This is a genomic window from Aliiroseovarius crassostreae (genome assembly GCF_025137635.1).
Taxonomy (GTDB): Bacteria; Pseudomonadota; Alphaproteobacteria; order Rhodobacterales; family Rhodobacteraceae; genus Aliiroseovarius; species Aliiroseovarius crassostreae.
Genome location: NZ_CP080772.1, coordinates 2,790,521 through 2,802,998, shown reverse-complemented (window position 1 = coordinate 2,802,998; position 12,478 = coordinate 2,790,521). Strand labels below are relative to the sequence as shown.

Genomic DNA, 12,478 nt, shown 5'->3' with positions numbered 1-12,478 from the left:
ACTGGATCTGATCAAAGTAACCCTGCGACAAGGGCGTGGTGAATGTCGGGGTTCCCGGCAACCAGACCATTGATCATCGGGGTCGGATTGTTGAAACGCACCAGCCCCGCGCGGCGGTCGCTCACATCGCCGCCAGCTTCTTCGACAATCAGGTTGCCAGCGGCAATGTCCCATTCCCAGGTGCCGCGCAGGCTCATCATTGCATCAAACCGCCCCTCGGCCACCAAAGCCAGACGATACGCAAGGGATGAACGGAAGGCGCGGGTTACCGGCGGGGCCTTGGCCCCTTTCCAGAACCACGGGTCCAGGTTGGGTTTGGCGGCAAGCACGGTGGCACCGTCAATATCACGCCGGTCGGAAACGCGCAGCGGCGCGCCGTTCAGCGTGGCCCCCTTGCCCCGTTCAGCAGCATAAAGCTTGTCGGCGGCGGGCAGGTAAACCACCGCTGCCTGCACAATTCCGCCCTTGGCCACGGCCAGCGAATGGGACCAGTGATAGGCCCCTTCGATAAAGGCGCGTGTGCCGTCGATCGGGTCGACGATAAACACGTGCTCGGCATCGAGTCGCGCCTTGTCATCCTCGGTCTCCTCGGACAGCCACGCGTAATTGCGCGCCGCCAGCAATTCGCCATGCAGCATGCGGTCAACGGCAAGGTCGGCTTCGGTCACCGGCCCCTGATCCCCCTCCTTGTGCCAGACCTCCGGGTCGTCCTGAAAGAACCCCAATGAGATCTCGCCCGCCGCCCGTGCCGCATTTATCAGAAGGTCGAGGTCGCCCACTTACGCCCCCGCAAGTGTCATGCCATCCACCAGCAGGCTGGGCACCAGACGGCTCAGATGCGGTTCGGCGTCATTGGCAGGCACGAGGGTGCGCAGCATCTCGATCAGGTTGCCCGCGATGGTGCATTCGTTGACCGGATAGGCAATCTCGCCGTTTTCCACCCAGAACCCGGACGCCCCGCGCGAATAATCCCCTGTGGTCGGGTTGATGGTTGATCCGATCATCGAGGTGACAATCAGCCCGGTCCCCATCTCGCGGATCAGGTCTTCGCGGCTTTGTGGTCCCTGTGTCAGGGCCACGTTGGAAATCGACGGGCCGGGTGGTGAAGAGGTGCCGCGTGAGGCACTTGCCGTGCTCTCCATCCCAAGCTTGTCTGCCGTGGCCAGATCCAGCGTCCAGCCGGTCAGCACGCCCGCGTCAATGATCTTGCGGCGGCGGGTCGCCAACCCTTCGCCGTCAAAGGGCCGCGACCCGGTGATCCGGGGGCGCAGCGGGTCTTCGATCAGGTCGAGCCCAACGGGCAGCACCTCTTTGCCCAGCAGATCCCGCGCCCAGCTGGACCCGCGCGCGATCATCGCCCCATTGGTGGCGGCAAGCAGATGCCCGATCAGCGAGGCCGAGACGCGTTCGTCATAGAGCACCGGAAAAGCGCCGGTGGGGGGTTTCTTTGCCCCGGCCATGGCAACGGTGCGTTCCCCCGCCTTGGTGCCGATGTCTTCGGGAGAGGGAAGGTCGGCCTGAAACACCCGCATTTCTCCGGCATAGTCCCGTTCCATATTGGCGCCTTCCCCGGTGATTGCCACCACCGAGGTGCCCCGGTTGGTGCGCCCATAGCCGCCGGAAAACCCGTTTGAGGTCATCAGGTGGAACTGGTGCCGCCCATACCCACCCGAGGCCGACGACACCTGCGTCACCCCCTTCACGGCAAGCGCTGCCGCCTCCGCCTCTGCCGCATCGCGTTCAAGCGCCGCCGGGTCCGGTTCATCGGATGGATCCGCCAGTTCCAGCGCGGCCAGATCCCATTCTTTTGCAAGTTCATCAGCCCGCGCCAGCCGGATATGCGGATCTTCGGGGGCCTCTTTTGCCATCGCCACCGCGCGTTCGGCCATCGCCGCGATCGTTTCGGCGGATGTGTCCGAGGCCGAGACGATGGCCTGCCGCTGACCGATCAGGACCCGCAGGCCAATATCTACCCCCTCCGAGCGCTCTGCATGTTCCAGCTTGCCGCCCAGCACGTCGATGGACACCGAGGTGCCATCCACCGCCAGCGCATCCGCCTGATCGGCGCCCGCGCGCCTTGCCGCGGCCAGAAGCTGTTCGGTCAGGGTCTCAAGCTTGGAATTGTCCGTGTCGGGCCGGGTCATGGGCGCTCCTTCATTTGCTTCTCATTCAGGTAAACGCTGGGCCGGTGTCTCGCAAGGGCCACGATGTGGGCGGCGGTCATCATCCCGTCTGGTCACGCCTTGGTGACTGGGTTACTCTTGAGGCAAAGAAGGGGGGCAACATGTTGGATATGACCGGAAAAACCGTTCTGATCACCGGTGCAAGCCGTGGGATCGGGGAAGCAAGCGCCCATATTTTTGCGGGCGCTGGGGCCAATGTCGTGCTGACCGCGCGCGGGGCGGCCCAGATCAGCGCCATTGCCAAGGCGATTGGCGAAGAGCGCGCGCTTGCCGTGCCCTGTGACGTGTCGAAATGGGCGGACGTCAAGGCGGTCGTGGATGCGGGTATGAAGAAATTTGGCCGCATCGACGTGCTGATCAACAATGCCGGTGTGATCGAGCCGATTGGCCCAATGATGACCAGCGACCCGGCTGAATGGGGCCATGTGATCGATGTGAACCTCAAGGGGGTCTATTACGGCATGCGCGCCGTGATGCCGATCATGGCGGCACAGGGGGGTGGCTCGGTGCTGACCATCAGCTCGGGTGCGGCCCATAATGCGCTTGAAGGCTGGGCCCATTACTGTGCCTCCAAGGCAGGGGTGCATATGATGACCAAGGCGCTGCACAAGGAAGGGGCCGGCAAGGGCATCCGTGCCATCGGCCTTTCGCCCGGCACCGTGGCCACACAGATGCAACGCGAGATCAAATCCTCAGGCATCAATGCCGTGGCGCAGCTCAAATGGGATGACCACATCCCACCCGAATGGGTGGCGCGTGCGCTTTTGTGGATGTGTTCTGAAGATGCGGATGAGTTCAAAGGCGAGGAAATCTCGCTGCGTGATGTCTCGATCCGCCAACGTGCAAAGGTATTTGGATGATCAACCTGACCAAGGATGACGGGGTCTGGACGGTGACAATCAACCGCCCGGACAAGGCAAACTCGCTGACCAAGACGATGCTGGAAGAGCTGGCTGAGATTGCCCAGCAGGCAGCGGGTGACGCCCGCGTGCTGGTTCTGACCGGCGAGGGCAAAGTGTTCTCGGCCGGCGCCGATCTGGATGAAGCCCGCGCGGGCCTTGCAACTGACGATGTCTGGGAACGCCTCTCCGGTGCCATCGCCAACGCGCCTTGCCTGACCATTGCAGCGTTGAACGGAACGCTGGCCGGTGGGGCCATGGGCATGGCGCTGGCCTGTGACATCCGCATCGCGGTGCCCTCGGCCAAGTTCTTCTACCCGGTGATGAAATTGGGCTACCTGCCGCAACCGTCCGATCCGGGCCGTATGGCGGCGCTTGTTGGCCCCGCCCGAGCCAAGATGATCCTTATGGCAGGACAGAAAATTCTTGCGGATGAAGCCCTTTCTTGGGGCTTGATTGATCGCATTGTCGAAGGCCCCGAGCTCATGATCGCAGCCCTTGATCTGGCCGATCATGCCCGCGGCCAAAGCCCGGATCACGTCGCTGCCATGAAGGCGATGGTGCCCGCCTGATCCACGCCCGCCGCGTGTTGGGTGCCGGGATGCCTCCGGCGGGAGTATTGGTGCCAAGAAGAAAGCATGGGTCCTTCTTCTTGGCCCAAATCCTCCGGGGTGAGCGCAGAGCGCGAGGGGCAGCGCCCCTGAAGTGCTTCCAGCTTCAGGTAAGAACTGAAACGCTTGAGGCGCCGGAGGGTGTCGGCATCTGGTGGAATGGCCCGACCACATAATGGGGAAAACGGATCAGAGGTCTTGTTCTTGTCCGCCAAAGGGCTATCAACCTGTCTAAATTCGATGCAGTCTGTTCACGAGTATGAGCGCAAGAGGTGAGGGATGGAAGACCAACCGGAAATCGTACAAAAAATCTGGGGATATCTGGAACCGGTATGGGAGGTTGTGCAGGGGTGGATCCTGTCTCCGGCTGCCTGGTCGCAATTTGCATTGCTGATCGCGGCATTTCTGGCGGCCCGTTATGCGAATGGTAAGCTGACCCCGCTCATCCTGAAATACCTCACTCCGAAAGAGGGGCGGAGCGACATTTTTGCCAAGGTGATGAAGTTTTCGCTCCTGTTCCTGCCCCTGATGATGCCGCTTCTGGCCTTTGCGTTCACCGGGATTGGTGAGGCGGTCACCCGTTCGATTTTCGGGTCTGGCGCGGTGATTGCGCTGGGCAAGCGCATCTTTCTGTTCCTGGCCGTGCGCGCCTTTGCCCGTGAAATCCTGGCCGACCCGTTCCTGAAACTGCTTGGCAAATATGTTCTGATCCCGGTTGCGGCGCTTTACATGATCGGTTTGCTGGATCCGGCGATGGCCTGGCTCGACAATGCGGTGGTGCCGCTGGGCAACATGAGCTTCTCGCTGCTATTCGCAATTCGTTTTGCCGTGGTGGGGGGGATCATCTTCTGGTTTGGTCGCTGGTCGAATGATCAGTCCGCTCAACTGATCAAGCAGCAAGAAGACATGCGCCCCGCCACGCGGGAACTTGCGGCCAAGGCTGCCGAGATCGCCATTTTTGGTGCGGCATTCCTGGTCTTGATGAACATCATGGGGGTGAACCTCACCTCGCTCGCCGTCTTGGGGGGCGCGATTGGTGTGGGGCTGGGCTTTGGCCTGCAACAGATTGCGTCGAACTTTATCTCTGGCGTGATCTTGCTGATCGAGGGGCAGGCCACGGTCGGCGACTATGTTGAACTTGATGGCGGTGAGGCGGGCACCATTGTGAAAATGACCGCCCGCGCAGCCATTCTGGAAACCTTCGACGGGCGCTGGATTGTGGTGCCCAATGAGCATTTCATCACCACCCGCGTGGTGAATTTTTCCGATGCCGGCAGTGCCAACCGCTACGAGGCGCCTTTCTCGGTCAGCTATGACAGTGATGTCGAACAGGTGGCCGAACTGGTGGAAAACGCGGTGGGGGAGCTTGACTTCGTGCTTACCGATAGGCCCGAACACATGCCCGATTGCGAGCTGCGCGCCTTTGGTGACAACGGGATCGAGTTTGCGTTGGAATTCTGGGTGGAAGGCATTGACGACGGGCGCAACAAGTTTACCCCGCGTGTGATGGTGCAGATCTGGAAAACGCTCAAGGAAAACAACATCGAAATCCCGTTCCCGCAACGGGTGGTGCAGTTCCGGGATGGCGTGAAAGACGGGTCACTGCCCGCGTGAAAACCGCATGTGTCATAGGGGCCGGCCCCGCTGGCCTGATGGCGGCGGGGGACCTGGTGCGCGCCGGTGTCAGGGTCACTTTGGCCGAGGCCAAACCTTCCCCCGCGCGCAAGTTCCTGATGGCGGGAAAATCCGGGCTGAACCTGACCAAAGATGAACCGCTGGAACAGTTCCTTGCCAATTATTCCGGGTCCGAGAGGATCCGCGACATCACTGCGGGTTTTGGGCCAGAAGCGGTGATGGGCTGGGCGCGCGACCTGGGGCAGGAGGTGTTCACCGGCTCCTCCGGTCGCGTGTTTCCAAAAGTGATGAAAGCGTCCCCCCTGTTGCGCGCCTGGATGGCGGAACTTGGGGAACTGGGGGTGCAGCTCAGAACCCGTTGGCGCTGGATGGGCTGGGAAGAGGAGGCCCTGATCTTTGACACGCCGGACGGGCGCGTCATTGACCGCCCCGATGCAACGGTCCTCGCCTTGGGTGGGGCCAGTTGGCGGCGGCTTGGGTCTGATGCGGCCTGGGTGCCCTGGTTGGAGCAGGAAGGCCTTACCCTTGCCCCGTTCCAGCCCAGCAATGTCGGGCTTGTGGTGCAATGGTCCGACCATATGCAGAAACATTTCGGTCGCCCGATCAAACCGGCCAGACTAACTGCCGGGGCGCATTCCGTTCGGGGCGAGTTTGTGATCTCGTCGCGGGGGTTGGAAGGCAGTGCGATCTATGCGATGTCGCGCGCCCTGCGGAAGGGGGCGGCGCTGTTCGTGGATCTCGTGCCGGAACGGGATGTTGCGGATGTGGCCGCCCGCCTGGGCCGTGCGCGCGGCAAGGCAACGCTGACCAACCATCTGCGCAAACAGTTGAAACTCGGCCCGGCCCAGATCGCGCTTTTACAGGAATTTGCCCGCCCGTTGCCGCAGGCTACTGAACAGCTGGCTTCGCTGATCAAGGCGGTTCCGATCCGCCATGAGGGGCCGCGCCCGCTGGATGAAGCAATTTCCGTGGCCGGTGGCCTGCGGTTTGAGGAGCTTGATCAAGGCCTTATGATCCGTGCCCTTCCGGGGGTTTTTGCCTGTGGTGAGATGCTTGATTGGGATGCCCCGACGGGGGGCTATCTTCTGACCGCGTGCCTGGCCACAGGGCGTCATGCCGGTCGCGCGGCCGCGGACTACCTGAACAGGTAGACAGGCAGGGGGCGCCTTCGCCTACGCTTCGGCGCGCTACCGGTGGCCTCGCTGCGCTCGGCAGTCAGGGGCGCTGCCCCTCGGCCCCGCTCTTCGAGCGCGCCCTCACCCCGGGATATTTGGAACCAGAAAATTGGGCTGGGATCATTTTCAACGCGCGGATATGCGCGCGTCATAGGTGGGTTATTGGAACGAGAGCTTTAGAATGGCACATTTGTCGGAGGGGTTGTCGGGCGTGCCAGCGGTTCCGCCTTATTTTCTGGTCAGAAATATCCCGGGGTGAGCCGCCTTGGCGGCGAGGGGCAGCGCCCCTTATCGACGACCGCCCAGCATCGCGAGGCGAATCAATGTCCGTTCCATCAGCGCCAATTGCGGTGCTTTTTGCGATGACCGAAGAGCAAGGTCGGTTTCAATCAGCGCTTCAAGAGCTTTTTCAAGTCGATGGGTGCCCCAGTTTTGGGCCTGTCGCACCATTCGGTCGCGGTTCTTGAAATGCACCGGCGGGCGCAGGCGCCCAATGCCCTGTGCGGCCCCTCCGGGATCAGAGCTTGCGGCATGGAGTGCGCGGAAATGGCGGGTGGCCCCGATGCACAGGGCAACGGGCTGGGTGCCCTGTGCCTGTAGTTTCGACAGGAGAGGACCGATCTCGGTGGTTTTGCCTTCGGCCACGATATGCAGCAGCGTGTCCAGTTCAGCTTCGGTTGACGCGGGCGCCATGGCCAGCACGTCGTCCGGGGTAACGGGGGTCGGGTCCGACAGCTTGTAGAGCGCCAGTTTTTCGACGGTCTGGCGAAAATCGCCCGGATCCAGATCGCGCGACAGACCGATCAGGTCATTCATCGCCTCCCGGTCCACCTCTCCCAACCCGGCACGCTTGAAATCGGCTTCGATCTCTTCGCGGGTAGGGGGATCGTCGTAAATACCGGCGGCGTAGGCATTGGGGTGGGTTTCAAAGAGTTTGCGCAGCTTGCCTTTGGGTTTCAGCGAGCCGGCGGTGATCACCACCTGAGCATCCCCCTCCTGCCAGTCCTCCAGCGCCTTTGTCACGATATCCCCCACCAGGTCGGTGGCGTCTTCCACAAAGGCAACGCGCGGACCGGGGAAAAAGCTTTGCGCCTTGATCGCATCGGACAGCATGGCGGGATCTTTGCGCAGCTCGCTTGCGGGGATGCGGGTCAGGCGCATTTCCTCTTCCCCCTGCGGTCCAATCAGCGCGGCAATCAGCTCTTGCCGTTTCAGGGCCACCCGCATCGGGTCAGTGCCAAAGATCAGAACGCCGGTGCGATGGGGCTCGGGCTTGGTGAAATACCGCGCCGCATCACGAGGAGAGAGTTTCATGCCCCCCAACCCGCAAAGCTGGCCATCAGGCGTGTGGTGATCATGTCCGCCATCGACACCATCAGGCGGCGATAGGCATCACGTTCCACCGTTGCGGTGGACACGGTTGACCCTTCCGAGGAATAGGTGGTGAAGTTGGAAACCGCCCCTTTGGTCACCACAGCCCCGCTTGCGCGTTCGGTCACCGTATAGGCCACCGTGCCCTGCACCTGGGTGCGCGTGATCTCCTGCGTGGCGGTCACCCCCATGTCCTGGGTCTGCGTGGCGATCTTGTAGCTGAGCAGATATGGCCCATCAAATGTGCGCCCCAGCCGGCTTTCCAGCGCCTTCACCAGCTCATAGCCTTCGCGCGTGTCTGGGCTGGCAAAGCTGATCACCCCGCGCAACCCTTCGCCGGTGCCGCCCGGCCCATAGACCGGGGTGAACCCGCAGGCCGCAACGCCACCTGCGAGGAGAACTGACAAAAATGCGCGGCGATCAGACAACCACATTCACGATACGTCCCGGAACAACAATGACCTTTTTCGGCGCCTTGCCATCCAGCGCCCTGATCACAGCATCCTCGGCCAGCGCAAGTTTTTCAACCTCGGCCTTGTCCATGTCCTTGGGCACGCTGATTTCCGCACGGCGCTTGCCGTTGATCTGGATCGGCAGGGTAACGTTATCTTCGATCAGCATGGTTTCATCCGCAACGGGCCATGCGGCTTGCGCCACCAGACCTTCGCCGCCCAGCATCGACCAGACCTCTTCTGACAGGTGCGGGGTCATGGGCGACATCAGTTGCGCCATGGTGCGCATGGCCTGCTTTTGTGCGCGCCCGCCCGCTTTCGATTTCGAGATTGTGTTCTGGAAGGCGTAAAGCTTGGCGATCGCGGCGTTGAAGCCGAAGCTTTCGATGCCCATGGTCACGTCATGGATGGCCTTGTGCATGGCGCGAATGAGGTCTTCATCATTCCCGTCTGCATCCTCCATATCCGCGATCTTCACCGCAGAAGCATAGACGCGGCTGAGGAACTTGGCGGCCGCTTCTGCGCCCGAGGCGGTCCATTCCACGTCGCGCTCGGGGGGGCTGTCCGACAGCACGAACCAACGGGCAGTGTCGGCGCCGAAGGCGTCGATGATGTTCACCGGGTCGACCACGTTGTTTTTCGACTTCGACATTTTGGCGGACGGGATCACTTTGATCGCCTCACCGGTCTCTTTCACGACCACCTTGCCATCACGTTCCTCGACCTCCTCGGGATAGTGATAGATCGCGCGACCGTTTTCATCGGTGCGGTCTGCGTTCTTATAAATCGCGTGGGTCACCATGCCCTGTGTGAACAGCGCGTTGAACGGCTCACGCGCCTTGTCCGGCAGGTGGCCACAGATGTTCATCGCGCGGGCGAAGAAGCGCGAATAGAGCAGGTGCAGGATCGCGTGTTCGATGCCGCCGATATACTGGTCGACATTCATCCAATAGGCCGCGTCCTCCGCATCGGTCGGCGTGGCCGCATTGGGCGAGGTGAAGCGCGCGAAATACCACGAGCTGTCCACAAACGTGTCCATCGTGTCGGTTTCACGCTTGGCGGGCTTGCCGCAGGAGGGGCAAGCACAGTCGCGCCATGTCGGGTGACGGTCCAGCGGGTTGCCGGGGATGTCGAAGGACACGTCCTCGGGCAGTTTGACCGGCAGGTTTTCTTTCTTCTCGGGCACCACGCCGCAATTGTCGCAATGCACCACGGGGATCGGGCAGCCCCAATAGCGTTGACGCGAAAGCCCCCAATCGCGCAGGCGGAATTTCTCGACGCCCGTGCCCCAGCCAGCCTCTTCGGCGAATTTCACCGTGGCGTCGATGGCTTCCTCGCCGGTGGCCTCATCAAGCCCGGCGAAGTGATCCACCCATTTCACTTTTTCGGTTTTCGGCGGCACGAAAGCTTCGTTTTCAACGGGCGCGGGGTTTTCCAGCGACAGGAAGGTGTCCACGACCGGCAGGTCATATTTGCGGCAGAAGTCCAAATCGCGCTGGTCATGGGCCGGGCAGGCGAAGATCGCGCCGGTGCCGTAATCCATCAGGATGAAGTTGGCGATCCAGACCGGCAGCTCCCAATTCGGGTCCAGCGGGTGTTTCACGCGGATGCCGGTGTCATAGCCCAGCTTCTCGGCGGTTTCGATCGCTTCCTCGGTGGTGCCACCCTTGCGCATTTCAGCAAGCTTGGCGGCAACCTCGGGGTTTTCTGCCTCAAGCGCCTTGGAAATCGGGTGATCGGGTGAGATGCCGACAAAGCTGGCGCCGTTCAGCGTGTCGGGACGGGTGGTATAGACCTCGATCGGGGCGCCGCCATCGGTGCGTTCAAAGCTGAATTGCAGACCTTGCGAGCGGCCAATCCAGTTGGCCTGCATGGTGCGCACTTTTTCCGGCCAGTTGTCCAGCCCATCCAGCGCGTCCAGAAGCTCACCCGAGTAATCGGAGATCTTGAAGAACCATTGCGTCAGCTCGCGACGTTCCACCGGCGCGCCGGAGCGCCAGCCGCAGCCGTCGATCACCTGCTCGTTGGCCAGAACCGTCATGTCGACCGGGTCCCAGTTCACCGTGGCATTCTTGCGGTAGACCAGCCCCTTTTCCATGAAGTCGATGAACATTGCCTGCTGCTGGCCGTAATATTCCGGGTCACAGGTGGCAAATTCGCGGCTCCAGTCAATCGACAGACCCAGGGGGCGCATCTGGCCCTTCATGGTGGCAATGTTGTCATAGGTCCAGGTGCCGGGGTGGCCGCCCTGTGCCATCGCCGCGTTTTCAGCGGGCATCCCGAACGCGTCCCACCCCATCGGATGCAGCACTGAATACCCGCAAGAGGACTTGTAGCGCGCAATCACGTCCCCCATCGTATAGTTGCGCACATGGCCCATATGGATGCGGCCCGACGGGTAGGGGAACATCTCAAGCACATAATATTTCGGCTTGGTTTCATCGCGCTTGGCGGTGAAAATCCCGGCCTCATCCCAGGCCTTTTGCCATTTCGGTTCGATGTCGGCGGCGGTATAGCGGCTCATCCAGTGACCTTTCGCATTCATTTCGCGCAAATTCTTTCCGGTGATAAGCGGCACGCGCGGCGGCGTCCAGCCTTCTTGCCCTATTCAAGGGGGAAGTGGCGCGATAATCTGATGTAAAGCAAACCCCATTATCAGTACCGCGCAGTGGTTTTCAGGCAGGCTCAGATGAAACTTCTCTTCATTCACCAGAATTTTCCGGGGCAATTTGTGCATCTGGCGCCTGAACTGGTCCGTCAGGGTCATGACTGCGTGGCGCTGACCCTGCGGGTGAAAGAGGCGCGGGTCTGGAAAGGGGTGAAGGTGCTGCCCTATCAGCTCGATGTGCCGAAAAACGCCACCCAGCCGCATCCCTGGCTGACCAACACCAACACCCACCTCATTCGCGCGCATAGCTTTTTCAAAGCCGCGCTGCGCCTGCGGGACCAGGGGTTCAACCCGGATGTGATCGTGGCCCATCCCGGCTGGGGCGAATCCCTTTTTGTCAAAGATGTCTGGCCCGATGCGCGGCTGGGCCTGTTTTGCGAATTTTACAACGGCCCCGAACAGGCCGCGTTTGAAGGAGAGGTCACGGCAGATGATGTGCTGCGCCTCCGGATGAAAAACATCACCAACCACCTGCATTTCGCGATTGGCGATGCAGGGCTCTCCCCCACCCGATTTCAGGCCGACAGTTTTCCCGCCGCATTCCGCGACAAGATCCACGTGATCCATGACGGCATCCGCACCGATCAGCTGGTGCGCGATGAAACCGTAACCTTCCAGGCCGAAAACACCCCACGCCTGACCCGCCAGGATGAGGTGATCACTTTCGTCAACCGCAACCTCGAACCCTATCGCGGCTACCACATCTTCATGCGCGCCCTGCCGCAGATCCTGCGCGACCGGCCCAAGGCGCAGATTTTGATCACAGGCGGGGATGACACCTCTTATGGCGCGCGCCCGCCCGAGGGGCAGACCTGGAAACAGATCTATATCGACGAGGTGCGGGATCAGATTTCCGACGCAGACTGGGCGCGCGTGCATTTTCTGGGCCGTATCCCCTATGACCAGTTCACCAGAATGCTCCAGGTCAGCCGGGTGCATGTCTACCTGACCTACCCGTTTGTGCTCAGCTGGTCCCTGCTCGAAGCCATGTCGGTTGAGGCCGCCATCGTCGCCAGCCGCACGGAACCGGTGGAAGAAGTGCTGCAGGATGGCAAATCCGCGCGGTTGTTCGACTTCCACAACCCGCAGGACCTGGCCGACAATATCATCACCCTGCTCGATGACCCGGATCAGCGCGCCCGCCTCGGTCAGGCCGCCCGGGCCGAGGTTGTCGAAAATTACGACCTCCTGACCATCTGCCAGCCGCGCCTGATCAAATGGGTCCAGCACCTATATGATATGCCCGCCAACCCACCAGAACACGTCGCCCGCTAAAGCGTTTCGGCATTTCCCTTCGCCAGCCTGAACCCGAAGCGCCTCAAACCATCCCCTCTTCCTCTTGCTGAAAATATCCCGGGGTGAGCGGGCTTGTCCCGCGAGGGGCAGCGCCCCTGATTGATCGACTGAACCGAAATACTTTCATCGGGGCCAATCATACGGGGCACAAAAAAACGCGCCCCAATGCAGGGCGCGCTCCTGTTCCG

10 protein-coding genes are annotated in these 12,478 nt (G+C 61.5%); 5 read left to right on the top strand and 5 right to left on the bottom strand.

What is annotated here, in order from left to right; translation table 11 throughout:
• Nucleotides 1–11: 11 nt before the first annotated feature.
• Nucleotides 12–779: an inositol monophosphatase family protein gene (locus tag K3J57_RS13415; protein WP_259796300.1), complete on the bottom strand. Its 768-nt coding sequence runs from the start codon at nucleotides 777–779 to the stop codon at nucleotides 12–14.
• A complete protein-coding gene (locus K3J57_RS13410; RefSeq protein ID WP_259785194.1) occupies nucleotides 780–2,144 on the bottom strand; it encodes a TldD/PmbA family protein in 1,365 nt (454 codons plus the stop codon).
• A 143-nt stretch (nucleotides 2,145–2,287) separates the two neighbouring features.
• Between K3J57_RS13410 and K3J57_RS13405 the strand changes: the two genes are divergently transcribed.
• The 4 genes from K3J57_RS13405 (at nucleotide 2,288) to K3J57_RS13390 (ending at nucleotide 6,479) form a co-directional block, all read left to right on the top strand.
• A complete protein-coding gene (locus tag K3J57_RS13405; RefSeq protein WP_055193008.1) occupies nucleotides 2,288–3,043 on the top strand; it encodes an SDR family oxidoreductase in 756 nt (251 codons plus the stop codon).
• Complete coding sequence (locus K3J57_RS13400; RefSeq protein ID WP_259796298.1) at nucleotides 3,040–3,654, top strand: enoyl-CoA hydratase/isomerase family protein; 615 nt, start codon at nucleotides 3,040–3,042, stop codon at nucleotides 3,652–3,654. Before K3J57_RS13405 ends, K3J57_RS13400 begins: the two co-directional genes overlap by 4 nt.
• Nucleotides 3,655–3,972: 318 nt before the next feature.
• Complete coding sequence (locus K3J57_RS13395) at nucleotides 3,973–5,307, top strand: mechanosensitive ion channel family protein (protein ID WP_259785184.1); 1,335 nt, start codon at nucleotides 3,973–3,975, stop codon at nucleotides 5,305–5,307.
• Nucleotides 5,304–6,479 (top strand): TIGR03862 family flavoprotein, encoded by a 1,176-nt coding sequence (locus tag K3J57_RS13390; RefSeq protein WP_259796295.1) that lies wholly within the window; start codon nucleotides 5,304–5,306, stop codon nucleotides 6,477–6,479. The genes K3J57_RS13395 and K3J57_RS13390 overlap by 4 nt, the downstream gene beginning before the upstream one ends.
• 312 nt (nucleotides 6,480–6,791) lie before the next feature.
• On the opposite strand, the gene holA is transcribed toward K3J57_RS13390, so the two are convergent.
• From holA to leuS, 3 genes are read right to left on the bottom strand one after another with little or no spacing between them, the layout of a single operon-like run.
• On the bottom strand, nucleotides 6,792–7,817 hold the full coding sequence (gene holA, locus K3J57_RS13385; RefSeq protein ID WP_259796293.1) for a DNA polymerase III subunit delta: 1,026 nt from the start codon (nucleotides 7,815–7,817) through the stop codon (nucleotides 6,792–6,794).
• Nucleotides 7,814–8,281, bottom strand: a complete 468-nt coding sequence (gene lptE / locus K3J57_RS13380) for an LPS assembly lipoprotein LptE (RefSeq protein ID WP_259785179.1) — start codon at nucleotides 8,279–8,281, stop codon at nucleotides 7,814–7,816. Before lptE ends, holA begins: the two co-directional genes overlap by 4 nt.
• 13 nt (nucleotides 8,282–8,294) lie before the next feature.
• The gene (gene leuS, locus K3J57_RS13375) at nucleotides 8,295–10,850 is read right to left on the bottom strand and encodes a leucine--tRNA ligase (protein WP_259796291.1); all 2,556 of its coding nucleotides are present in this window, start codon (nucleotides 10,848–10,850) and stop codon (nucleotides 8,295–8,297) included.
• Nucleotides 10,851–11,015: 165 nt separating this feature from the next.
• Here leuS and K3J57_RS13370 point away from each other — a divergent pair, with 165 nt between their 5' ends.
• Entirely contained in the window at nucleotides 11,016–12,269 is a 1,254-nt protein-coding gene (locus K3J57_RS13370) for a glycosyltransferase (RefSeq protein WP_259796288.1), read from the top strand.
• The last annotated feature ends 209 nt before the right edge of the window (nucleotides 12,270–12,478 follow it).

Excerpts from the sequence above, each read along its gene's own strand:
- K3J57_RS13410 (WP_259785194.1), bottom strand. The coding sequence starts at position 2,144 with ATGACCCGGCCCGACACGGACAATTCCAAGCTTGAGACCCTGACCGAA.
- K3J57_RS13400 (WP_259796298.1), top strand. The coding sequence starts at position 3,040 with ATGATCAACCTGACCAAGGATGACGGGGTCTGGACGGTGACAATCAAC.
- K3J57_RS13395 (WP_259785184.1), top strand. The coding sequence starts at position 3,973 with ATGGAAGACCAACCGGAAATCGTACAAAAAATCTGGGGATATCTGGAA.
- holA (WP_259796293.1), bottom strand. The coding sequence starts at position 7,817 with ATGAAACTCTCTCCTCGTGATGCGGCGCGGTATTTCACCAAGCCCGAG.
- leuS (WP_259796291.1), bottom strand. The coding sequence starts at position 10,850 with ATGAGCCGCTATACCGCCGCCGACATCGAACCGAAATGGCAAAAGGCC.
- K3J57_RS13370 (WP_259796288.1), top strand. The coding sequence starts at position 11,016 with ATGAAACTTCTCTTCATTCACCAGAATTTTCCGGGGCAATTTGTGCAT.